Here is a 22,088-nt window from a genome sequence, read left to right on the forward strand (position 1 = left end):
ATATATTAATTATTTTTTGGTCTACCAATTAATTTACCGAAGCCAACTGCAAATATGTCGTCAGTTGTCATGTCAAAGCTTACTGGACGTCCTTCGAATTTTGCTCTTTCTTCAAGTTTTGCTTTATTGATGTCTAGTATATCTTTTGTGAATGGTAAGTTTCCTGTAAATAAATATCTAACAGCACCGTTATTGTCTCTTGCTGGCATCATCTTGCCTGCATTGTACTTAGATGGTGCAAATGGTACGTCCATAACGCCTTGTGCAAAGCCTTCAACAGTACCTACCGCTAAATCGCCCTTACCTAATTCAAATAATTTATCAACTATACATTTTGTTTCAGCTTTAATTAATTCAATTTCAGCTCTTAATTCTTTACCTTCTGGAAGTAATTGTCCTTCAGTCATGTTTAGAACCATCTTAGTAGCTCTGATACCTTCAGCATTTGCTTCCTTAGTAGGAATACCTATAGCTTCATGAGGTGTCTTAACAATAACTTTTGTAGCTCCCGCTAATGAGCCAGTTGCTGCACCCCAAGAGATAACGCCAAATGCCTTAGCTTCGTCTTGAGGGAAACCACCCATCCATTGGTGGAATACAGTAGTTATTAAAACATCGTTGTAGCCATATTTCTTTAAATATTCATTTACTTGTTCTTCAAGTGATCTAATAGCTGCAACGTCTTGAATTAAGTTACCGCATTGGCCATAACCAACTGTAATGTTCTTTACACCTTGTTCAGCAGCTAAAAGTGCTTCTACTATAGCAACAGCGTTTGATGTTGATGGTGGGCAAAGTGTACCAGTTAGTGGCCCAAATGGTTCTCTGTTTATATGAACGCCATTTTCTTCATAGAAACCAACTAATCTGTCACAATATTGCCAATCATGTAAGCATCTGTCTATTGGTACTGATTTTGCATATGGAACGTTATAGCTTATAGCACCACCTTCGTTTGATGTGAAGCCACCTGCGTGAATGATTTCAGCAAGTAATCTTGAGTCTGGTGTGCCGTGTCTTGCTTGAAGTGGTTTAGATACAGCATTATAAACCATTCTACAGCCTTTAACACCATGGTTAACAGCTGGGAATCCATTTAATAATGATCTGCCTTCTTTCATTGATTCTTTGATACCAACTTCACATTCGTCGTATCTATTTTGTCTTGTATATGAGTCAATTGTTGATGGAAGTAAGTCTGCTCCGCCTTGATCTGTTAAGAACGTTAATAGTTCTATGTGTTTATCAATAAGCGCAACACCAGCTCTTGGTTGTGCTAATGTCTTACCTTCTCTTTTTGCTTTTGCCATAACTTCGGCAAAGTTCTTTTCTGCAGGTATTTTCTTTAAAAAGTCAATTGCTTCTTGTGAATCAACTTCAGCTCCTGTGGGCCATTGTTTAAGAACTTTCTCACGCTCAGCGAAAAATTCTTCATCAGTCCATCTTTTATTTTCTACTTTCATAGCTTCCCCCTATATAACTATATATTTCTTCATCATTCTAACTGCCATGTTCTTATCGACCATTGTTAGTAAACCCATAGCAGATAGAATATAATTTTTATCTACTGAAAATTCAGGATATCTTGGCTTTAATGAGTTTAAATCTTCACTATCATAAAGCCCAGCTTTTAATATTTCTTGTGGGTGTTCTGAATTAACCAGTATACCTCCAGTACCTATCATAAGATTAAGTTCAGTTAAGTCCTTACCTATCTGTTGATACATTGTTCCTAGAGGTGAATAAACAGCTTCTACATAGCCGCAATGTCTTTTCATTGATATATCTACACAAATCTTTGCCATCATTTCATCGAATTTTATTTCTTTTTCATCGGTGAAAACTAAATCAGTGTGATCGTATCTTCTTTTGAATTCTTCTTCTACATCATAATCACTGATATCTAAGTACTTCTTAATCATCCTCATTCCAGCCGCTTCATATATACTTTCGGCTGAGTATCTCATACCTAAGTCGCCTTCAACAGTTCTCTTAGAAATAGGTTCTTCCAAGCCTCTGTAAATTACTCCAGGTTTAGATGGTGCGCCATCAGCTATTGAGTGAATATCTGTTGTTGCTCCGCCTATATCAACCACAACTAAGTCACCAACGCCATCTTCATCAGGTGTTCCTAAGCTAAGTGCTTCGGCCGCTTTTAAAACAGCTTGTGGTGTAGGCATTAGTATGCCTGAGATATCATCTTCTATATGAGTCATGCCTTTAGCTTTTGTGATTCTTTCCATAAAAATGTCTCTGATTGTTTCTCTTGCAGGATTAACATTGATTTCATTAAGTTTAGGCATAACATTTTCAGTAAGTCTGTACTCAATCTTATCTTTAAATACTTTTTCAATATCGTCGTAGCTGCTCTTGTTACCCGCAACTACAACTGGCTTTGTAATACCAAAGTCAGCAATTAATTGAGCATTATGCAAAATTACTTCAGTGTTGCCTCCGTCAGTTCCACCTGCAAGAAGAATCATATCAGCATTCGAATCTCTAAGCTCTTCAATCTCATGATTGTTCATCTTATATGAATATGTCTTAATAACTCTAGCTCCTGCTCCTAAGGCTGCTCTCTTAGCTGCTTCTGCAGTTAAATCAGGTACTAGGCCTATGGCAGCTATCTTCAAGCCACCTGCTGCAGAAGAACAAGCTAGCTTCTTAACTATATCAAGTTCTCCATCGACTTTTGACATAAGCTCCTTATAAGCATTGTGATATCCGTTTGCTACATCTGTTTCAACAGTTGTGTAGCTCTTTGCTGTAGCAATAATTTCTTCTTTTTCGATATCTATTAGAGTTAATTTTGTAAATGTGCTTCCAAAATCAATAAAAAGATATGCTTTCATCTAATCAATTCCCAAGTCTTTTTTCATGTCTGCAATTGTTACGTCAGGACTTGTTCCTGGTGGATAAACCCTGTTAAAGCCCATAGCTTTAAATCTAGGTTCAACTTCTTCCCACTTTTGTTTACCAACAACGATGTTGCCTCCAACATATAGCGGAATGTCTTTAAGACCAGCTTCATCGCACGCTTCTCTCATGCCTTTACAGTCAATTTCTCCTTGACCATATAGTGATGATACACAGATAAGGTCAGCGTTAGTTTCAACAGCTGCGTTGATGAAGTCTTCTTGAGGTGATAAAACACCTATGTTAACTACGTTGAATCCAGCATTTGTAAAAGCATGGTCCAATATAGTTAATCCAACTGCGTGACAATCTGATCCGATTACCCCTAGGACGATTGTCTTACCATTTTTTTCTTTCATAGTACTCCTCCTATTTGAATTATATACTCATTTTACCACATGTCTGAATAATTTTAAAGAGCAAATAATGATTTTTTATGTGTAAAAACAAGCAATGAATAAAATTAATGTTAATTTTCAAAATATGTCATATATGTCATAAATATTGATGCATTTTTAACATTTTTGCAATTTATATTTTTTTACTTGCAAATAAGAATTGTTAAATTTTTGTCATAATTATCTAAAAGATTTTATTATCCTCTTAAGATAGTCTTCATCAGCTAAATAATATGTTCCCTCATCTTCATTTGGGTTTGTGCCAAAATATAATTTATCGTTTGCAAGAGTCGATTTATCTATACATACTTTATTAGATGATATATGGAGCTGATCAACGAGTAGATTGTTTTTAATAAAATCTACGTTATTCTCCCTCACTCCTCCAGTGATAAATTCAAGCTTGTCATGATACTTTTCATAAAGCGAATTAATTATCTTATATGTATCTGTAATCTTGTTGTCTCCGCCTTTAGTTAATACACGTTTAAAGCCAAGGTCTATAAGCTTTTTGCAATTGCCATCAAGATCTGGATCTATATCAAAGGCTCTGTGAAAAACGTTATCCATGCCTTCGCAGTACTTAAGTAAGTATTCATTAGCCTTCATATTAATGCTTCCATCATCATTTAAAGAGCCAAAGACAAAGCCTTTTACACCAAGCTCTTTGAGAGCAATGATATCTTCTTTCATAACATCTAAATCATATTCAGAATAAGAAAAACCTGCTTGTCTGGGTCTTATCATAGCGACGAAGGGTATGTCAAGTTCATTAAGTACTTTCTTGCACAAGCCATATGACGGCGTTATTCCACCAAGTACTGTCGATGCAATAAGTTCAACTCTATCTGCCCCTGCTCTTTGAGCTATAAGAGTTGATTCGAATGAATCAGTGCAAATTTCTAAAGTATATTTCATAAAAATTCCTCCAATGTGATTTCAGTACTTTTATTATATCATAAATTGACTTATAATACTTAAAATATTGATTATTACTTAGAAATATAGTATAATATCCAAAAGGGGAAGTAATATTTTTAAAGGTGAGGTAAATGGAAAAAAATTATTTAGAATTCACGGCAAAGGACAAAACTAAAATAAAATATTTAGAATGGAAAGCTGAAGACCCCAAACTTTGTGTGGAAATAGTCCATGGCATGCACGATCACGCTATGAGATACGATGAGTTTGCTAGATTCTTGCAAGATAATGGCATATCGTCATATGCGCTTGACCTTAGAGGCCACGGTATGACTGCTGAAGATAAGGATCACTTAGGTATCGTACCTAAAAACAATGCTTGGATGAAGATGGTTGATGACATCGATATGCTAAATTCAATTATTAGAAAAGAAAATCCAGGTAAAAAAGTCGTTTTGCTAGGCCACTCTATGGGCTCAATACTTGCTAGAACATATGCTTATAAGTATGGCGACCACATTGATAAAATGTTTTTACTATCAAGCGTTAAGTGCCCTATCTTCTTAAATCAATTATTTAAGGTATTCTTAAAAGTAGTTATTTCAAAGGAAGGCTACGACGCGAAGAATGAATCGCTTAATCAAAAATCCTTCGACTTCATGAGTAAAAACGTTCAAGAAGATATGCTAACATCAGATCCAGAGGAAAGAGCCAAGTTCTTGCAAGATGAATTGTGTATCTTTGAATACAGTAACGGCTTCTTCCAAATGCTTATACATGGCGTCGATAAAGCAACTAGAAGAGAAAATTTAAAATATATACCAAAAGACTTACCTATATATTTATTTTCAGGTAAAAAAGATCCTCTATCAAACTTCGAGTTAGGCATTAAACAAATATACGGCCTATTAAGAAGCGTTGGTATAGAAGATCTAGAACTTATAGAGTATGACAATTTAAAACATGAACTACTTCATGATATTGAAAAGGAAAAAGTGTTTCAGGACATATTAAAAGCTCTTCTTGCTTAAGAAGAGCTTTTGCTTTATCTATTCCATTTCGTCTATATCCACTAATAGCATCGCGAAGTCATCTCTTTGATCGCCAAAGGAGTATTGAAGCACTGCTATGTCTATAGCTTTAAGTAGTTTATTTGGCTTACTTAGTATTGTTGTTATAAGTCTATCCATACCAAATTCTTCGCCATGAGCGTTTTTACTCTCGACTATACCATCTGTATATAAAAACAATTTATCGCCTGCCCTGAGTGCAGTTTTCTTTACTTCATATTCATTTCCTAAGTCTATACTCATTATAGGTCTGCCTTTTGCCTCTAAAACAGATATCTTATTATCATTAAATATTATTGGCATCGAGTTGTGACCAGCATTTGCGTAAACAAATTCTTCTTTGTCTGCGTAATAAACCCCGTAGAAAATAGTTATATATCTGTCACTTTGTAAATTAAGTTCCAAAAACTTATCACTTATATGCTTAAGAGCAATTTCAGGCTTGTAATTATTCTTATTTAAATTTCTAACAGTTTGTCTAATAAACATAGTTAGCATAGAAGCTGCTATACCATGGCCTGCAACGTCAGCGATGTATATTACATAAGTATCCTTCTCTATCTCAAATATATCAAACATATCGCCAGATAGCGTTTCAGTCGCTTCATATAGGTAGTCTATATCAATATTTTTATACTTAGTTTTTACTGGAAGAATGCTCTTTTGTATTCTTTTAGTTATTTCCATATCATGAAAAACATTTTCATTGCTTTGAATAAGTTGAAGTTCTAGAACCCTCTCTCTTGTAACATCTCTAAAAACTTCAACTATGGCGATGGGATTCATCTTCTCATCATATATTGGTGAGCACTTCACTTGGTAGTAGTTGTCACCAATGTTTAATTCCTTTTGTATAATCTCATTCTTTTCAATTGCGCTAGTTGTTTCACTCGTATCAAGCTTTAAAAAATCATCTAAATCATCAGTATTAGTACCAGTTGGGTCGTAGCCTATCGCATCTTTTAGAGCTTGGTTAGCATAAAGTATCTTGCCTTTTATATTAACCACCTTAACCCAATCTGCCATGGCATCCAAAACTTCGACGGAGAGTATTTTATCTAATATTTCATCTTTTCTTTCCATACTTAAATATCCTCCCCTATTTCTCAGGCTTCTTGCCATAAAATTGATAGTAATACGTCTTTAAACTTCCGTTGTAAAGCTTTCTGTTCTTGTCAGCCTTTCTAGAAAAGTCTCTTTCTATATCTTCATATGAAGTCAAAACATATATCGACCATGTATCTAAATTTTTTATCTTTTTACCAAAATCACTGTATAAACTCCTTAGATTATCTTCCTCGAGACGCTTACCATATGGCGGATTTGTAATCATTACTCCGTAGTTATTCTTGATATCTACATCTCTAAAATCTTTTACAAAAAACCTTATATCATCACTTAGGCCAAGATTTTCAAGATTATGTTTCGCTATGGCAATGGATTTGTGTGATATATCACTCGCGTCGATGTACACCTTTGATTTGTAATCAATCTTTTCCATCGCTTCCATCCTTGCCTTTTTATATAAATCACTGTTTAAAAATTTAAAATTCATGCTATCAAAGTCTCTATCTAGTCCAGGAGCAATATTTCTAGCAATTAATAGAGCTTCTATAGGTATAGTACCTGAACCACAGAAAGGATCAAAGAAAGGTCTATCCTTATTGTAAAACGAAAGTTTTACAAGTGCCGCTGCCATAGTCTCCTTTAAAGGAGCAGCGCCTTGTTTGTCCCTATAGCCTCTCTTGTGAAGGCTGTCTCCTGAAGTATCAAGCGTGATACTTGCAATGTCATTTAAGAGAGATATCTCAAGTCTGTGTCTATGCGATGACTTTGTGAATCTACTTATATCATGCTTCATTTGTAGTTTCTTTATTATAGCCTTCTCAGTAATCCTTTGGCAGTCAGATATTGAGAATAGCTTTGATTTGTGCGAACGTCCCTCAACTATAAAATTAGAGTCTTCATCTAAAATATCATTCCATGGAAGTTCATATATGCCATCAAAAAGCTCTTCAAAGCTCTCTGCCTTGAAGCTCTTTAAGTTTATTAGTACTCTGTCAGCGCATCTAAGATTAATATTTGCCCTTGCTATGTCTATGGCATCGCCATTGAAATAAATGTGACCGTTATCAGTTTTTGTAACTTCTAAACCTAAATCATTTAATTCTCTTTTAACTATTGCTTCTAAGCCAAAAGAACTTGTTGCAATTAATTCATACATACTATCACTTCCATAACAATTATAACATATATTAGCTTATTAAACAATGAATATATTAATAAATATTTTCGTATAAATGTGTATTAAAAATCATCTTTGGGTATAGATTAACTACAAGGGGGTTGATAAAAATGAAATTATCAGAATTAGTTAAAAGCGCAGATTGGAAGAGCGAAAAGCACGTTCCAGTTATACACGTATCAAAAGAAGCAGACGATTTAAAGGTTTGCGTTAGTGTTGGAGATGAAATTGCTCATCCAAACACTCTTGAACACCACATAGCATGGATGAAGTTATTCTTCGTGCCTGAAGGAAAAGAAATTCCTGTTGAAGTAGCTAGCTATGTAGCATCAGCTCATGGCGAATCAGATTTATTCACTGAACCATCAATGAGCGTTAAGCTAAAAGCTAATGCTAAGGGTACTCTACTTGCATTAAGCTACTGCAATATCCATGGTTTATGGGAAAACTCAGAAGAAATATAATTTAAGCTTATAAGGATGGGACAAGTGCCCATCCTTTTTCATGCTTATAGATTGACAAATTATTTAGAAATATGTTATAATCAAGGCAGTTTAAAGGAGTGATTTTATGAACGTTTTTGACGTGTTAAAAGAAAGAGGTTACATAGATAACTGCAATTATGAAGATGAATTAAGAAATTTATTAAATAATGAAAAAATTACATTCTACACTGGTTATGATGCAACAGCAAACTCATTAACTATAGGTCACTACATTACGCTTATGGTTATGAAACACTTGCAAGCAGCTGGACACAGAGCTATCTGCCTTACTGGTGGAGCAACAACTATGATTGGTGACCCATCTGGTAAGCAAGATATGAGAAAGCTTCTTACTGAAGAAACTATTAACGAAAATGCTAGAATCTTTGTTGAGCAATTATCAAGATTTATTGATTTTTCTGATGGCAAAGCATTGCACGTTGACAATAAAGAGTGGCTTCGTGATCTTAGATACCTTGATTTCATGAGAGATATAGGTGTTAACTTTAACGTTTCTAAGATGCTTGCTTACGATTGCTATAAGAATAGAATTTCTTCTGGACTAACATTCTTTGAAATGGGTTATATGTTAATGCAAGCTTATGACTTCTTAGAGCTATATAGAAAATATGGCTGCGTTCTTCAAGTTGGTGGATCGGACCAATGGGCTAACATGCTTGAAGGAACTGAGCTTATAAACAAACTTGAAGGTAAACAAGCCTACGTTATGACTCTTAAGCTATTAACAAATGCTGATGGCGTTAAGATGGGTAAAACTGTTTCAGGTGCCGTTTGGCTTGACAGAGAAAAAACTACTCCTTATGAACTTTTCCAATACTTCAGAAATGTTGATGACAGAGATGTTATAAAATTCTTAAAGCTTCTAACTATGCTTCCTATGGAAGAAATAAACGAATTAGCAAAGCTTAAAGACAACGAAATTAACAAAGCAAAAGAAATACTTGCTTATGAAATCACTAAGGATGTTCATAGCAAAGAAGATGCTGACAAAGCACTAGAAGCAAGCCGTGCCCTATTCAGTGGCAATGCCGATTCAGAAAATATTCCAAGTACTACTATGGATAAAAAGCTATTTGAGGACGGTATTGGTCTACTAAACTTACTAAAAGAACTTAATTTAACTAAATCAAACTCAGAAGCAAGACAACTTATTTCACAAGGGGGCATACTTCTTAATGGCGAAAAAGAAAGCGATGCATCTAAAGTAATTACACTTGATGACTTTAAAGATGGAGAACTTTTAATTAAGAAAGGTAAAAAAGTATTTCATAAAGTTATTTATTAGTTAATATCAATATAAAAACAGGGAGCTTCGGCCCCCCTGTTTTCATCTGTAAGCTAATTTTATTTTATTAAAGTTTATTATTTTGCTCCTAAAGATTCCATAAGTTTACTATAGATTTCACTATCGTGATAAGTTCCTTCATATAGTTCTGCGGTTGCGCCTAGTGCATATATAGGAACTGGAACAGCTGTGTGAGCAAATGTTGACCAGCCTATACCAGCTTTATTGTCAATTATATGAGTTAGTGTAGCGCTAAATGGATCATATCCGCCATATAAAAGGTTTGTTTCTATAGATTTAGTTCTCTTGTCTTTTTCTTTCATTGATTCAGCAAAAGCTGCTTTCAATTTGCCAAGTTCATAATCATTTAATACGAATAATTCATCTTCCTTCTTAGTGTTTTTATCTTTAACTATTAGTCCAAATGATTCCTTTACTAATTTTAGTGCATCTTCAAACTTAAGATTCTTGTTGTTTTTCTTTAATTCTTCAAATTTCTTATCAAATTCAACATAGCTTAATTTTTGCTTGTCAAATATTTCAAAGTGTGTGTCGTATCCTGTTCCTTGATAGCCAAGGCTTAGTCCGCCTGTTTCATGGTCAGCAGTAACAAGGATTAGTGTTTCATCTGGATGTTTTTTATAAAATTCTATAGCTTCTTGAACTGCATCATCAAGTGCTAACACTTCATGTATAGATGAGAAAGCATCGTTAGCATGGCAAGCCCAGTCAACTTTACCAGCTTCAGCCATGATGAAGAAGCCCTTTTCATTGTCTAGTACTTCGATAGCTTTTCTAACTGTATCTCTTAAAGTCATATCACCCTTCTTTTGATCAAGTGTATATGGCATAGATCCAGAATCTTGTATTCTTTCAGTAACAGCAAATACTTTACCAGTATTTTTGTTAATCTTTTCAAAATCCTTTTTAGTTTCAGTTACTGTGTAGCCATTGGCTCTTAAAATATCATAAAGATCTTTTTCTTTTTTATTCTTATCGTCACCAGTTCTGTGTTCAAGTGAGCCACCTGCGAAGTAATCAAAACCACTTGTAGCCATTTGTTTACCTATTTCGTAGTATTGTTTTCTAGATGTAACATTAGCATAGAAAGCTGCTGGTGTTGCGTGATTTAATGTAACAGTTGATATAATACCTATCTTTTTGCCTTGAGCTTTCATCTTTTCAGCAACAGTATTAACGTTCTTTTGAAGATCACTTGTCTTACCTATTACTCCAGATTGAGTTTTATTGCCTGAGCTAATAGCTGTAGCCGTTGAAGCTGAGTCTGGGCAGAAGCTTGTAGAGTCTTCAGTGTTAACAAGACCAACTGTTGGGAACTTATAAAACTCTAATGGTTTTATCTCTACTTTATCCTTGTTTCCAGTGTAGATTTGAGCAGCGTTAACTTGAGCGGCTCCCATACCATCACCTATAAACAAGAAGACATACTTAGCCTTTTTGGCATTTTTGCTTTCAGCATAGCTTGTTTCGCTTAAAAATGAAAAACTAGATACGAATATAGCTAGTGCTAAAACTAATACAAAGAATTTAAAATTTTTTTTCATAAAATTCTCCCCTTTCTTTGTATTGATTATAGTTCTAATATGTTAAAAATAAGTATAAATGATGTAAACTTTTTGTAAAAAAACAAAAGTGTATAAAATTAATACACTTTTTCTTGTTAATATTAAATTATAAATTGCAACAATAAGTTAGCCACCCAGACATCATATAGACTAAATGTATAGTATAGCTTAAAAGTATTTATTTTTATTAAACTAGATACTTTTAAGCTGTTTTATTTCCTTTATGAACTCTTCTTTTGCAGTTTTGTAATTAAAGATTTTTCTTGGCAAATTATTCATCCACTCGTTTATTCTGTATATTTTTTCTTTTGATACTTCTTCTATTGATGTGCCTTTTTGTATAAATCTTCGTATTAATTTATGTTGACATTCACTAGTTCCTCTTTCCCATGATGTATATGGATGACAAAAATATATATCTACATATTCTGCTAATTCTGATAAGCTTGAAAATTCTGAACCATTATCTGATGTTATACTTTTAAATATTTCTTTGTTTAACTGCGCATTATCTTTTAAGAATTTAAGTCCAATGTCTACTGCATCGGGTGTTTTTCCATGTATTTTTATCAGCTTTTCATATCTTGTTTTTCTTTCTACTAATGTAAGTAGTACTGGATCTGTCTTTTTCTTTTTACCTATAACTGTATCTATTTCCCAGTGGCCGAATTCTTCTCTTGTTTGTATTTTATCTGGTCTTTCTTCTATGGATATGCCAAGCTTTTTCTTGTTTTGTCTTGTTCTTCTTGTGCTATTTTTGTTTTTTCTCTTTACTTTTTCTAGTAGATCTATATTTTTTGTTTTCATTAGTGACTTATTTATCCAGTTGTAGAGGCTTTTTGTTGATGGTATTTCTGATGATGGAAAGAGTCTATTTGCTTTTGCGTATCCAACACATACATCTGGAGACCATTTATCTTTTAACATTTTATTGTCTGCCCATTTAAGAAATTCGACTATATCTATATATTTTGGTCTTCTTCCGCAAGAAGATCTATTGTTTATATATACCTCATAATTAGTTAAGGCAAAGTATTTTTCATCGTAGTAAGTATATGTTTTGTTATTACTTTTTATTATTCTCTTTTGCTTTACTGTGCCTTTCTTTATTGCGTTGTTTATTGTCTGCGGGGCTCTATTTAGCCTTCTTGCTATCTCTCTGTTGCTATGTCCATCTATTTTCCATGCCTGTATTAATGACATTTCATGTAGTGATAGATGTGAATTTTTCTTGCGTTCTGTAAATTCTATGGTATAATTTATATGAGTCATGTGTACCTCCGTATAGTTGTTTTTTTGTTTGTTACTAATACTATACCATATGTACACATGATTTTTTTATTTGGTGGCTAAGTTAATTATACAATCTTCCGTTAATATTAAATTATAATTTATATACTTTTATTATAAATGCTAAGCTTTTTATTTTGTAAATATCTTATTATAGCTACTGTTCCTCTCCAAGTTAATATTCCTAATGTAGCAAAAACAATTGCAAATAAAATACCAACAATTAAAGCAGATATTCCTTTCAATTCATAATAAACAAAAATAAATTTAATCTTATCTAAAAAAGATATATTAATAAATCCTTTTAATAATCCCATTATACCAGCTACAAAACAAAGAATTCCTGATAAGAACAAGCCAATAGCTAGTGTGAAAAGCGTTGGTATAACAGCTAGCCAAATTAATGAAGAGTATGAAAAAAATAATATATATTTACATAGTGTTTTAATAGATAATTTATTAGTTTTAACGAAAGTATCATCAATATAATTACCAGCTAAATCTTTTGCTGAAGGCATTTTAGCAAGAATCTCTTCACTTGATTGACCAGAGATTAACCTTTCATAAAATGAACTTTTTAACTCAGATAAAATATCTGTTTTCTCACTTACAGGCAAATATCTTAAGTATCTATCAACATGAGTTAAATACTTTTCTAAATCATTACTTATTTCTACATCTTTCATGTCAATATCACTCCTTTTCTCTTCATCTTTCATATCAATATCACTCCTTTTCTATATCGTTAATATTCTCAATAAGTTTACACCAGTCACACTTAAGTTTATCCAAATATAAAGTTCCAGATTTTGTTATTCTATAGTATTTTCTTGGAGGTGTACCTTCTTCTATGTTTTGCCAATACGATTCAAGATAGCCATTTTTCATAAGTCTTCTAAGAAGTGGATAAATTGTACTCTCATTAGTATTAAGCATTGTATACTTGTTTAAAGTTTGAATTAAATCATAACCGTATCTATCACATTTATTAATTAATAACAAAACAGCATATTCTAAGGTACCTCTTTTTATTTGTGAAATCCAATCTGTATTCATTTTATTCTCCTTTCATATATACATTGCTTATCTATATACATTGTACCACATAGTATATTTAATGTCAATATATTTATACAAAAAACCTCTCTACTTAATTTAGTAAAGAGGTTTAATAATATTTATTTAATAATTTTATTCAGTTAATTTTAAGAACTCATCAATTTCTTTCTTTATAGTTTCTAGTGATGCGTCAAAGAATTCTTCTTTAGTAACGTCTATGCCAACTGATTTGCAGCAATCCTTAATGCTCATCTTGCCTGTGTTTCTTAGAAGTGTATCATATTTATCTATGAAGGCGTCTCCTTCTTTCTTATATATACTATATAAGCCTCTTGCGAATAATAATCCAAAGCAATATGGGAAGTTATAATAACCAAGGCCGCTACTGTAGTAGTGAGACTTGCATATCCACATACCCTTATTAAGCATTTCTGGATCTAGTCCGTCTTTAAAAGCTTCTTTTTGTGCATTCATCATGATTTCATCGAAGTCATCTGCATCAAGCGCACCATTTTTTCTTCTTCTAAATACTTCATCTTCAAATAAGAATCTTGAGTAGATATCAACAACTGTTTGAGCTGCGCCTGAAATAATATTTTCAAGTATAAATATCTTTTCATCATCATTTTTAGCATCTTTAAGTGCTGCGTTATATGTTATTGTCTCAGCAAATATGGATGCAGTCTCTGCTATAGGCATAGTGTAGTCTTGATTGATAGGCTCTTCATCAAATATTATTCTTCCATGATAAGCATGACCAAGTTCATGAGCAAAGGTAATCATCGAGTCAAAAGTGCCGCCGAAGTTTGCTAAAACTCTTGATTCTTTTATTGCTGAGCAACTTGAACAAAATGCGCCGCCAACTTTTCCTTCTCTAGGCTCTGTATCTAGCCAATTGTTTTCAAAGGCATGTTTAGAAAAATCACCTAATTTATCTGAGAACGAATAGTATTGCTTAATAACAAAGTCTTTTGCTTCATCAAATGTATAAGTGATACATCCCTTGCCTACTGGCGCGAATGTTTCGTAGTAAGGAAGCTTATCATAGCCAAGTAATTTTGCTTTTCTATTGAAGTACTTAACAAAATCTGGTAAATACTTTCTAACTGATGACCACATCGCATCAAGTATCTCTTTATCAAATCTTGAATCGATAAGTGTTTTTTCAAGTGGACTTTCGTAGCCTCTTAACTCGCATTCATTAATAACTTCGCCCTTGATTGAGCTTAGTGACATTGCTACTGAATCTCTGATCTTTTCATAACATTCTTCTTCAGCTACAAAACTCTTTTTTCTAAGCTCTTTATCGTCTTCATATTGTAAGTTTCTTATAGCTGGTAGATTTATTTCTTTTACTTCTCCATTTGGGAATTCCACTTTGCTAGTTACTTTACTTGTTAAATTAGAGTGAAGTCTGTTCCACTCGTATGAACCTGTTTCTTTTATACGAGCAACTGCTATCTCTACGTCATCACTTAATGAGTGTTTAGCTTGTTCACAGCCTTCATTCAAAATAAATTTATATTCTTTAAGAGTATCATCTTCATCTATTATCTTATTGATATCATCTATACTCTTTAAAAATTTTGTGTAGACAACATTTAGCTCAGTAAACTCTCTACCTATAGCTATAAGCTTTGATTTTTCTGTTAGTGCCTCTTTATTGTTAACGTTTTCACTTAAGTTTAGTGAAACATAACCATATAGTCTTGCAGCATAGTTTTCTATAAGATTGGCTTTGTCTACATATTGAAGTAAAACTTTTTTCTTGTCGTCAAAGTTATCTGTGATAAATGCTTTTAAATCTTTTACTTCTTTTAATATATTGTCATAGTCTTCTTTATATTTAGGATCTGTAAATGATTTATAGTACGCCGATAAATCCCACTTCATAATATTCCTCCTCTTTCAAAAAGAGGGTAGCAAATTGCTACCTTCTTTTAATAATTTTTATTTCCAACATTGATTCTGTTGATTGCCTTCTTAAGCGCAAGCTCTGCTTTGAATGTGTCTGTACCCTTGTCTTCAAGTCTCTTGCTTGCTCTTTCCTTAGCTCTCTGGGCTCTGTTGATGTCTATCTCTTCTTCCCATTCGCAAGCGTCTGAGACTACGGTTATATTATTGTTTCTTACGTCAATATAACCGCCAGCGCAAGCAGCAATCTTTCTTTCATCTCCATCCTTAATAACAAGTCTACCAATATCCAGTATTGTTACCAGTGGAGAGTGATTAAGAAGTATTCCTACGTCCCCTTCAATTGTTCTAGCGACAAGCATGTCAATCTCGCCTTCGAAAAACAATTTATCAGGTGTAACAACCTTAAGATATAATCTATTCATTATCTTGCCTCATACTCTCAGCTTTTTTAACAGCATCATCTATAGTACCAACGAATAAGAATGCTGATTCAGGTAAATCATCATGTTTACCATCAAGTATTTCTTCAAAGCCTCTGATAGTTTCAGCTATAGGAACGTATTGACCTTCTATACCTGTAAATTGTTCAGCAACTGAGAACGGTTGTGATAAGAACCTTTGTATTCTTCTTGCTCTAGCAACAGTTATCTTGTCATCTTCAGATAATTCATCCATACCAAGTATAGCGATGATATCTTGAAGTTCTTTGTATCTTTGTAGTATCTCTTGTACACGTCTAGCAACTTCATAGTGTTTTTCTCCAACTACTTGTGGATCAAGTATTCTTGATGTTGAATCAAGTGGGTCTACAGCTGGATATATACCTAGTTCTGAGATTGAACGCGAAAGAACTGTTGTCGCGTCAAGATGGGTAAATGTTGTTGCTGGTGCAGGGTCTGTTAAGTCGTCGGCAGGTACGTAAACAGCTTGTACTGATGTGATTGAGCCGTTCTTTGTAGATGTGATTCTTTCTTGTAATTGACCCATCTCTGTAGCTAGTGTTGGTTGATAACCTACTGCAGATGGCATTCTACCAAGAAGTGCAGATACTTCCGAACCCGCTTGAGTAAATCTGAATATATTATCAATGAAAAGTAATACGTCTTGATGCTTTTCATCTCTAAAGTATTCAGCCATAGTTAAACCTGTTAGAGCAACTCTCATTCTTGCTCCTGGCGGTTCATTCATTTGACCAAATACTAAGGCAGTCTTGTTAATAACACCAGACTCTTTCATTTCGTAGTAAAGGTCATTACCTTCTCTTGTTCTTTCTCCAACGCCTGCAAAAACTGAAAGTCCACCATGTTCCTTAGCGATATTGTTGATTAACTCTTGTATAAGAACAGTCTTACCAACACCGGCACCACCGAATAGACCTATCTTACCTCCTCTAGCATATGGAGCTATAAGGTCGATAACTTTGATACCAGTTTCAAAGATTTCTCTTGATGTAACTTGTTCATCATAAGTAGGTGCTTGTCTGTGTATTGGATCGTATCTATCATACTTAGCCTTAGGATCTTCATCAATGTTTTCACCTAAAACATTAAATAGTCTACCTAAAGTTTTATCGCCAACAGGCACCTTTATTGGGCTTCCTGTATCTAAAGCTTCAGCGCCTCTAACTAGTCCGTCAGTAGATGACATTGATATACATCTAACTATATCGTCACCTATATGTTGACTTACTTCAGCTATAAGCGGCTTGCCATTTAAATCAATTTTAATCGCGTTAAGAAGGTTTGGTAGAGAATTTTGTTTAAATCTTATATCAAGAACCGGTCCAATTATTTGTACAACTTTACCAATGTTTTGATTTTCCATAATTTCACCCCTTCTAATTTAATGCATTTGCACCTGAGACTATCTCAGTAATTTCTTGTGTAATTTGAGCTTGTCTTGCTCTGTTGAATCTAAGAGACAAACTCTCAAGCATATCGTTAGCATTATCAGTAGCATTCTTCATAGAGTTTCTTCTTGATGCTTGTTCTGAAGCTGCCGACTCAATCATAGCTCCAAATATAGTTATGGATATATAATCCTTAACTAATCTGTTTAATACTTCTTCAGCAGATGGTTCATACTCAATAAGTCTGTTCTCCATATTGCCTTCCTTTTCTATAGATTCGGCTGGTAATAGCTTAACCATACTAGGCACTAAGCTTAGTACAGTAGAGAAATGAGTATAAACTAATAGAACTTCATCAATTTCTTTTTTTCTGTATAAATCATAACAGATGCTACCTATCTTAGCAGCATTATTATATGAAGGTTCTTCTGAAATATATGAAAATTCTTCTACTATGCCATCGTATCTTCTTTTAAAGTACTCTCTTGCTTCAACACCGACAAGTATAAACTTTGTTCCTACTTTGTCATCAATATATGATTCAGCTTTTCTTATAACGTTAATGTTATAACCACCAGCTAAACCTCTATCAGATGTTAAAACAATTATGAGTCTGTTCCTAACTTCTCTTCTTTCAAGTAAATCATACTTAACACCCTTAGTGTTTGCTAGTATTTCTCTTATACTTGATTCAACAGTGTTATAATATGGCCTTGTAAGTTCAAGTTGTTTTCTTGATTTACGAAGTTTAGAAGTAGATACTAATTCCATAGCTCTAGTAATTTGCTTTATATTAGATACACTTTTTATTCTTCTTTTAATTTCTTTACTTTGTTCAGCCATAATAAACCTCTAGTTAAAAGTCTTTTTAAATTCTTCTATCTTTAGTTTTAGCTCTTCTTTTATTTCATCAGTTAATTCTTTTTTCTCTAAAATCTTCTTAGCAGTTTCGCTAGAAGTATTTTCCATGTACTCTAGAAAATCATTTTCAAAAGCCTTAACTCTGTCTACAGGAATATCATCAAGATATCTGTTAGTAACAGCAAATAAAATCATAACCTCTTCTTCGACTTTTAAAGGTTTATATTGTGCTTGTTTAAGTATTTCCATGATTCTTTGACCATGATTTAGCTTGTCAGCAGTGTCCTTGTCAAGCTCAGAACCGAATTGAGCAAATGCCAATAATTCTCTGTATTGAGCAAGTTCAAGTTTAATACCGCTTGAAACTTTCTTCATAGCCTTGATTTGTGCAGCTCCACCAACACGAGATACCGATAAACCTGCGTTTACTGCTGGTCTTTGTCCTGAGAAGAACAATTGTCCTTCAAGGAAGATTTGTCCGTCAGTGATAGATATAACATTAGTTGGTATATAAGCAGAAATATCTCCAGCTTGTGTTTCTATGATAGGAAGAGCTGTTATTGAGCCTCCACCTAATTTATCAGATAATTTTGCGGATCTTTCAAGTAGTCTTGAATGTAGATAGAAAACGTCTCCTGGGTACGCTTCACGTCCTGGTGGTCTTCTAAGTAGCAATGACATTGAACGATAAGCAACGGCGTGCTTTGATAAGTCATCGTAGATGATAAGTACGTCTTTACCTGCATACATAAACTCTTCAGCCATAGCAGTTCCTGCATATGGAGCAATGTATTGTAGTGGTGCTAATTCACTTGCTGATGAACTTACTACTATAGTGTAGTCCATCGCACCATGTTCTTCTAGTACATTAACTAATTGAGCTACAGTTGAGTTCTTTTGACCAATAGCAACATATATACATATTACGTCTTGATCCTTTTGATTTATTATTGTATCTATGGCGATGGCAGTCTTACCTGTTTGTCTATCGCCTATAATTAACTCTCTTTGTCCTCTACCTATAGGGATGATGGAGTCAATAGTTTTGATACCAGTTTGTAACGGTTCAGATACAGACTTTCTGTCGATGATACCTGGCGCATTAGCTTCGATAGGTCTATACTTTTTGCTTTCAATTTTGCCTTTTCCATCGATAGCTTGTCCTAGTGAATTAACTACTCTACCAATAAGCGCTTCGCCTACTGGAACTTCAACGATTCTACCAGTTCTTTTAACTGGATCTCCTTCTTTTAAGTTCTTATCACTACCTAAAAGTACACAACCAATATTATCTTGTTCAAGGTTTAGTGCCATAGCGTAAACGCCACCAGGTAGTTCAAGTAATTCACCAGCCATAGCATTATCAAGTCCGTAAACTCTAGCTATACCGTCTCCAACTTCAATAATAGATCCAACTTCAACCGTATCTAATTTTTTGTCATAATTTTTTATTAATTCTTTTATAACTGAGCTAATTTCTTCTGGTTTTAACCCCATTTAGATACTCACCTCACTATTATTTATTAATTCTTTTCTTAATTCGTTCAATTGACCTTTTAGTGTTGAGTCGATAAGCTTGTCACCGATCTTAACAATTGAGCCACCTATTATAGAATCATCTAAAACATTTTTTAGCTTTACATGAGACTTTAAAGATGCAGTCAATTTTTCTTCATATTTTTTTATTTCTTCATCGCTAAGACTGTTTTTAGTAATTATAGTTCCATTCAAAATATTGTTATCTATATCATACACATTGTTAAATTCATCGATTATAGACGATATCATGTCAAATCTCTTAGCATCAATTAAAACATATAAAAAATTCATAGTTAAAGTAGATAGATTTTTTTCATAAATATCTTTTACAATATCTTTTTTATCATTATTTGATAACAATGGATGCTTAAATACTTCCATCAGTCTAGGGTTTGAATCAATACTTTCCTTTACTAAGTTTAGCTCTTCATAAACTAATTTAAGACAATCATCTTCTTTAGATGCTTCGAACATAGATTTTGCATATAAAGTAGTAGCTAATTCTTCCATTGTCCACTACCTACTTCTTCTATAGACTTTTCTATGATTTCTTTGTCTTTCTTCGTGCTAATATTTTCACCAATTAGTTTTTCAGCAGCTAAGATGGCAATATTAACCATATCGCCTTTCATTTCGTCCATTGCCATTGACTTTTTATTAGCAAGTTCTTTATCAGCTTTTTCCATAATTTTTCTAGACTCTTCTTTAGCATCATTAACAGACTTATTAACGATATCGTCAGCTCTCTTTTTAGCTTGATCAACTATATCGTTTGCTTCCTTTTTAGCTTCTTTTAACTTAAGCTCATAGTCTCTTAATGCTACTTGAGATTTCAAATTATTTTTCTCGCTATCTTCAATGTTCTTCATTACATAGTCTTGTCTTTTCTTTAGTAAATCTTTTATAGGATAGTATAAAAATTTACGCAAAATAAAATACAATACGAGAGTGGCTGTAAGCTGAACAAGCATATTGACTAAATTAAAGTCAACGCTTACATTTAAGCCTTCCATACTAAACTATACTAAAGGTTTAACTAAGATAAGAATTAGGGCAATAACTAGTGAATAAATACCTGTTGTTTCGGCAACAGCTTGTCCTAAAATCATTGTTTGGATGATATCACCTTTAGCTTCTGGTTGTCTACCTACTGCTTCAGCTCCTTTACTAGCTGCAATACCTTGACCAATACCAGGGCCTAAACCTGCTATCATTGCTATACCAGCTCCTAAAGCTGACATACCTAAAATAAAATCGTGACCTGAAATTCCTTGCATTTAAAATTTCTCCTTTCAAATTTAATTTTCTTCTTGTCCCATACCCATTGCAATGTAAATCATTGTTATCATTGCGAATATGAAAGTTTGCAGTACACCTGAGAATACATCGAAGTAGATGTGAAACCATGGTGCTACTATTGGTGTAAGTAAATTACTTACGAAACCTAGCGCAGCATATACAAGTGCCATGATTAATGAACCACTGACTATGTTACCAAATAAACGGAATGATAGTGATACTGGAAGCGCAATATCACCGATAATGTTTATTGGGAATAGTATAAAGATTGGTTCAAAATAACCTTTTATGGAATCTTTTAAGCCATTAACTTTTATCTTGTTATAATGAATCAAAACAAAAGTAATTAGCGCTAATGTGAGTGTAACATTAAGATCTGATGTTGGCGGTTTAAAGCCAAATAGTCCCATCAGATTCGCTGTCAATAAAAACATCATCAAGCTAAGAATGTAAGGTGCAAAGCCTTCTCTGTTCTTTCCCATAGTTTGTTCGATTAGTGAATCAATTGATGTAACTAAGGTTTCCAGAACACTAACAAGGCCACTTGGTCTAGCTTTGTAATCTGTCTTTTTAATTTTGCCATAACAAATAAAGATAAAAATTACTAATGCTAAGACAACTATCACCGAATTGATAACGCTTGGTGTTAGTGAATATACATTCTTACCTATCTGAAAGCTTATCGACAATTCCATCTTATTACCCCCTTTTCATATATTCAAATCTACTGATTTGCAAAATTATTTACCTATGCCAAACAATTCAACTATAAGAATTGAAAATTTGATCATAGTAAAGCCTATTGCTGTCGTATAAAAATCGAAATTAGGATTCTTATATGCCGCATAGAGTATTATACCATATAATAAGAGTCTTAGATAATAATTATTTGTAGTAAACCTCTTACTAGCTTTTGCATCTTTCTCCACTGCCTTTATTGCATTTTTGTACATAAGCCTGAAGAATAGCACACTTATGAGTGTTCCTAAGTACAAACCTAAGAGTAAATCCTTTCTGAAACCAAAAAAAATTACAATAATAAGGCTTGAAACTATAGCTAAAATTATAGCAACTCTTATATATTTAAACGTAAAATCTTTATCTTTTTTCATCTTTATCTTTTTCTTGATCTTTATTATCTTTTTGTTTTACATAGTATTTAATGCTTCTATAGAAATTATAAAAGCCTGCTAACACTCCTATGACTATGAAAATTATAGAAAAAGTACCATCTGTCTTAAATAATTTGTCAAGTCCATAGCCAACAAGGTATGAAATAACAATGCTTGATACTATGTCTATGCCGATTTGACCAACTAAGGCTAAAGGTTTTAGTTTTTCTATCAT

General features: G+C 33.4%; 24 protein-coding genes. 3 read left to right on the forward strand and 21 right to left on the reverse strand.

Going from position 1 to position 22,088, the window contains the following annotated elements; translation table 11 throughout:
• Window positions 1-5 precede the first annotated feature (5 nt).
• The 4 genes from BN3004_RS06450 to BN3004_RS06465 form a co-directional block, all read right to left on the reverse strand.
• Window positions 6-1,463: a methylaspartate mutase subunit E gene (locus BN3004_RS06450; protein WP_058260380.1), complete on the reverse strand. Its 1,458-nt coding sequence runs from the start codon at window positions 1,461-1,463 to the stop codon at window positions 6-8.
• Between the two features lie 9 nt (window positions 1,464-1,472).
• Complete coding sequence (gene glmL, locus BN3004_RS06455) at window positions 1,473-2,852, reverse strand: methylaspartate mutase accessory protein GlmL (RefSeq protein ID WP_058260381.1); 1,380 nt, start codon at window positions 2,850-2,852, stop codon at window positions 1,473-1,475.
• On the reverse strand, window positions 2,853-3,275 hold the full coding sequence (gene glmS / locus BN3004_RS06460) for a methylaspartate mutase subunit S (RefSeq protein ID WP_058260382.1): 423 nt from the start codon (window positions 3,273-3,275) through the stop codon (window positions 2,853-2,855).
• Between the two features lie 219 nt (window positions 3,276-3,494).
• A complete protein-coding gene (locus BN3004_RS06465) occupies window positions 3,495-4,232 on the reverse strand; it encodes a copper homeostasis protein CutC (RefSeq protein WP_058260383.1) in 738 nt (245 codons plus the stop codon).
• Between the two features lie 134 nt (window positions 4,233-4,366).
• Here BN3004_RS06465 and BN3004_RS06470 point away from each other — a divergent pair, with 134 nt between their 5' ends.
• Window positions 4,367-5,266 carry an alpha/beta fold hydrolase gene (locus tag BN3004_RS06470; RefSeq protein WP_058260384.1) on the forward strand — a complete coding sequence of 300 codons (900 nt, stop codon included), beginning with the start codon at window positions 4,367-4,369 and terminating at the stop codon, window positions 5,264-5,266.
• 18 nt (window positions 5,267-5,284) lie between these two features.
• On the opposite strand, the gene BN3004_RS06475 is transcribed toward BN3004_RS06470, so the two are convergent.
• Both BN3004_RS06475 and BN3004_RS06480 read right to left on the reverse strand, forming a co-directional pair.
• Window positions 5,285-6,388, reverse strand: coding sequence for a SpoIIE family protein phosphatase (locus BN3004_RS06475; protein WP_058260385.1), 1,104 nt, complete (start codon window positions 6,386-6,388; stop codon window positions 5,285-5,287).
• Window positions 6,389-6,404: 16 nt separating this feature from the next.
• On the reverse strand, window positions 6,405-7,529 hold the full coding sequence (locus BN3004_RS06480; RefSeq protein ID WP_058260386.1) for a THUMP domain-containing class I SAM-dependent RNA methyltransferase: 1,125 nt from the start codon (window positions 7,527-7,529) through the stop codon (window positions 6,405-6,407).
• A gap of 131 nt (window positions 7,530-7,660) precedes the next feature.
• Here BN3004_RS06480 and BN3004_RS06485 point away from each other — a divergent pair, with 131 nt between their 5' ends.
• Both BN3004_RS06485 and tyrS read left to right on the forward strand, forming a co-directional pair.
• On the forward strand, window positions 7,661-8,014 hold the full coding sequence (locus tag BN3004_RS06485; RefSeq protein ID WP_058260387.1) for a class II SORL domain-containing protein: 354 nt from the start codon (window positions 7,661-7,663) through the stop codon (window positions 8,012-8,014).
• A 106-nt stretch (window positions 8,015-8,120) separates the two neighbouring features.
• Window positions 8,121-9,341, forward strand: coding sequence for a tyrosine--tRNA ligase (gene tyrS / locus BN3004_RS06490; RefSeq protein WP_058260388.1), 1,221 nt, complete (start codon window positions 8,121-8,123; stop codon window positions 9,339-9,341).
• A 77-nt stretch (window positions 9,342-9,418) separates the two neighbouring features.
• On the opposite strand, the gene BN3004_RS06495 is transcribed toward tyrS, so the two are convergent.
• The 15 genes from BN3004_RS06495 to BN3004_RS06565 form a co-directional block, all read right to left on the reverse strand.
• The gene (locus BN3004_RS06495) at window positions 9,419-10,906 is read right to left on the reverse strand and encodes an alkaline phosphatase (protein ID WP_058260389.1); all 1,488 of its coding nucleotides are present in this window, start codon (window positions 10,904-10,906) and stop codon (window positions 9,419-9,421) included.
• A gap of 213 nt (window positions 10,907-11,119) precedes the next feature.
• Window positions 11,120-12,199, reverse strand: coding sequence for an IS30 family transposase (locus BN3004_RS06500; RefSeq protein WP_058259272.1), 1,080 nt, complete (start codon window positions 12,197-12,199; stop codon window positions 11,120-11,122).
• Window positions 12,200-12,318: 119 nt separating this feature from the next.
• Window positions 12,319-12,936 (reverse strand): DUF1700 domain-containing protein, encoded by a 618-nt coding sequence (locus BN3004_RS06505; protein WP_196792489.1) that lies wholly within the window; start codon window positions 12,934-12,936, stop codon window positions 12,319-12,321.
• 7 nt (window positions 12,937-12,943) lie between these two features.
• Window positions 12,944-13,273 carry a PadR family transcriptional regulator gene (locus BN3004_RS06510; RefSeq protein WP_058260390.1) on the reverse strand — a complete coding sequence of 110 codons (330 nt, stop codon included), beginning with the start codon at window positions 13,271-13,273 and terminating at the stop codon, window positions 12,944-12,946.
• A gap of 135 nt (window positions 13,274-13,408) precedes the next feature.
• Entirely contained in the window at window positions 13,409-15,169 is a 1,761-nt protein-coding gene (locus BN3004_RS06515; protein WP_058260391.1) for a M3 family oligoendopeptidase, read from the reverse strand.
• 47 nt (window positions 15,170-15,216) lie between these two features.
• Window positions 15,217-15,615, reverse strand: a complete 399-nt coding sequence (locus BN3004_RS06520) for a F0F1 ATP synthase subunit epsilon (RefSeq protein WP_058260392.1) — start codon at window positions 15,613-15,615, stop codon at window positions 15,217-15,219.
• A complete protein-coding gene (gene atpD / locus BN3004_RS06525; protein ID WP_058260393.1) occupies window positions 15,608-17,017 on the reverse strand; it encodes a F0F1 ATP synthase subunit beta in 1,410 nt (469 codons plus the stop codon). The genes BN3004_RS06520 and atpD overlap by 8 nt, the downstream gene beginning before the upstream one ends.
• Window positions 17,018-17,030: 13 nt before the next feature.
• Window positions 17,031-17,885, reverse strand: a complete 855-nt coding sequence (gene atpG, locus BN3004_RS06530) for an ATP synthase F1 subunit gamma (RefSeq protein WP_058260394.1) — start codon at window positions 17,883-17,885, stop codon at window positions 17,031-17,033.
• Window positions 17,886-17,894: 9 nt separating this feature from the next.
• Complete coding sequence (gene atpA / locus BN3004_RS06535) at window positions 17,895-19,400, reverse strand: F0F1 ATP synthase subunit alpha (RefSeq protein WP_058260395.1); 1,506 nt, start codon at window positions 19,398-19,400, stop codon at window positions 17,895-17,897.
• Entirely contained in the window at window positions 19,401-19,952 is a 552-nt protein-coding gene (atpH, locus tag BN3004_RS06540; RefSeq protein WP_058260396.1) for an ATP synthase F1 subunit delta, read from the reverse strand.
• A complete protein-coding gene (gene atpF / locus BN3004_RS06545; RefSeq protein ID WP_058260397.1) occupies window positions 19,940-20,455 on the reverse strand; it encodes a F0F1 ATP synthase subunit B in 516 nt (171 codons plus the stop codon). The genes atpH and atpF overlap by 13 nt, the downstream gene beginning before the upstream one ends.
• Window positions 20,456-20,461: 6 nt before the next feature.
• The gene (gene atpE / locus BN3004_RS06550; protein ID WP_019213523.1) at window positions 20,462-20,719 is read right to left on the reverse strand and encodes an ATP synthase F0 subunit C; all 258 of its coding nucleotides are present in this window, start codon (window positions 20,717-20,719) and stop codon (window positions 20,462-20,464) included.
• Between the two features lie 21 nt (window positions 20,720-20,740).
• Entirely contained in the window at window positions 20,741-21,436 is a 696-nt protein-coding gene (gene atpB, locus BN3004_RS06555) for a F0F1 ATP synthase subunit A (RefSeq protein ID WP_082244118.1), read from the reverse strand.
• Between the two features lie 45 nt (window positions 21,437-21,481).
• Entirely contained in the window at window positions 21,482-21,853 is a 372-nt protein-coding gene (locus tag BN3004_RS06560; protein WP_058260398.1) for an ATP synthase subunit I, read from the reverse strand.
• On the reverse strand, window positions 21,840-22,088 hold the full coding sequence (locus tag BN3004_RS06565; RefSeq protein WP_058260399.1) for an AtpZ/AtpI family protein: 249 nt from the start codon (window positions 22,086-22,088) through the stop codon (window positions 21,840-21,842). The genes BN3004_RS06560 and BN3004_RS06565 overlap by 14 nt, the downstream gene beginning before the upstream one ends.

The sequence above is a fragment of the Fenollaria timonensis genome, assembly GCF_001457835.1.
In the GTDB taxonomy this organism is placed as follows: domain Bacteria; phylum Bacillota; class Clostridia; order Tissierellales; family Peptoniphilaceae; genus Fenollaria; species Fenollaria timonensis.

Excerpts from the sequence above, each read along its gene's own strand:
- BN3004_RS06450 (WP_058260380.1), bottom strand. The coding sequence starts at position 1,463 with ATGAAAGTAGAAAATAAAAGATGGACTGATGAAGAATTTTTCGCTGAG.
- glmL (WP_058260381.1), bottom strand. The coding sequence starts at position 2,852 with ATGAAAGCATATCTTTTTATTGATTTTGGAAGCACATTTACAAAATTA.
- glmS (WP_058260382.1), bottom strand. The coding sequence starts at position 3,275 with ATGAAAGAAAAAAATGGTAAGACAATCGTCCTAGGGGTAATCGGATCA.
- BN3004_RS06465 (WP_058260383.1), bottom strand. The coding sequence starts at position 4,232 with ATGAAATATACTTTAGAAATTTGCACTGATTCATTCGAATCAACTCTT.
- BN3004_RS06470 (WP_058260384.1), top strand. The coding sequence starts at position 4,367 with ATGGAAAAAAATTATTTAGAATTCACGGCAAAGGACAAAACTAAAATA.
- BN3004_RS06475 (WP_058260385.1), bottom strand. The coding sequence starts at position 6,388 with ATGGAAAGAAAAGATGAAATATTAGATAAAATACTCTCCGTCGAAGTT.
- BN3004_RS06480 (WP_058260386.1), bottom strand. The coding sequence starts at position 7,529 with ATGTATGAATTAATTGCAACAAGTTCTTTTGGCTTAGAAGCAATAGTT.
- BN3004_RS06485 (WP_058260387.1), top strand. The coding sequence starts at position 7,661 with ATGAAATTATCAGAATTAGTTAAAAGCGCAGATTGGAAGAGCGAAAAG.
- tyrS (WP_058260388.1), top strand. The coding sequence starts at position 8,121 with ATGAACGTTTTTGACGTGTTAAAAGAAAGAGGTTACATAGATAACTGC.
- BN3004_RS06495 (WP_058260389.1), bottom strand. The coding sequence starts at position 10,906 with ATGAAAAAAAATTTTAAATTCTTTGTATTAGTTTTAGCACTAGCTATA.
- BN3004_RS06500 (WP_058259272.1), bottom strand. The coding sequence starts at position 12,199 with ATGACTCATATAAATTATACCATAGAATTTACAGAACGCAAGAAAAAT.
- BN3004_RS06505 (WP_196792489.1), bottom strand. The coding sequence starts at position 12,936 with ATGAAAGATGAAGAGAAAAGGAGTGATATTGACATGAAAGATGTAGAA.
- BN3004_RS06510 (WP_058260390.1), bottom strand. The coding sequence starts at position 13,273 with ATGAATACAGATTGGATTTCACAAATAAAAAGAGGTACCTTAGAATAT.
- BN3004_RS06515 (WP_058260391.1), bottom strand. The coding sequence starts at position 15,169 with ATGAAGTGGGATTTATCGGCGTACTATAAATCATTTACAGATCCTAAA.
- BN3004_RS06520 (WP_058260392.1), bottom strand. The coding sequence starts at position 15,615 with ATGAATAGATTATATCTTAAGGTTGTTACACCTGATAAATTGTTTTTC.
- atpD (WP_058260393.1), bottom strand. The coding sequence starts at position 17,017 with ATGGAAAATCAAAACATTGGTAAAGTTGTACAAATAATTGGACCGGTT.
- atpG (WP_058260394.1), bottom strand. The coding sequence starts at position 17,885 with ATGGCTGAACAAAGTAAAGAAATTAAAAGAAGAATAAAAAGTGTATCT.
- atpA (WP_058260395.1), bottom strand. The coding sequence starts at position 19,400 with ATGGGGTTAAAACCAGAAGAAATTAGCTCAGTTATAAAAGAATTAATA.
- atpH (WP_058260396.1), bottom strand. The coding sequence starts at position 19,952 with ATGGAAGAATTAGCTACTACTTTATATGCAAAATCTATGTTCGAAGCA.
- atpF (WP_058260397.1), bottom strand. The coding sequence starts at position 20,455 with ATGGAAGGCTTAAATGTAAGCGTTGACTTTAATTTAGTCAATATGCTT.
- atpE (WP_019213523.1), bottom strand. The coding sequence starts at position 20,719 with ATGCAAGGAATTTCAGGTCACGATTTTATTTTAGGTATGTCAGCTTTA.
- atpB (WP_082244118.1), bottom strand. The coding sequence starts at position 21,436 with ATGGAATTGTCGATAAGCTTTCAGATAGGTAAGAATGTATATTCACTA.
- BN3004_RS06560 (WP_058260398.1), bottom strand. The coding sequence starts at position 21,853 with ATGAAAAAAGATAAAGATTTTACGTTTAAATATATAAGAGTTGCTATA.
- BN3004_RS06565 (WP_058260399.1), bottom strand. The coding sequence starts at position 22,088 with ATGATAGAAAAACTAAAACCTTTAGCCTTAGTTGGTCAAATCGGCATA.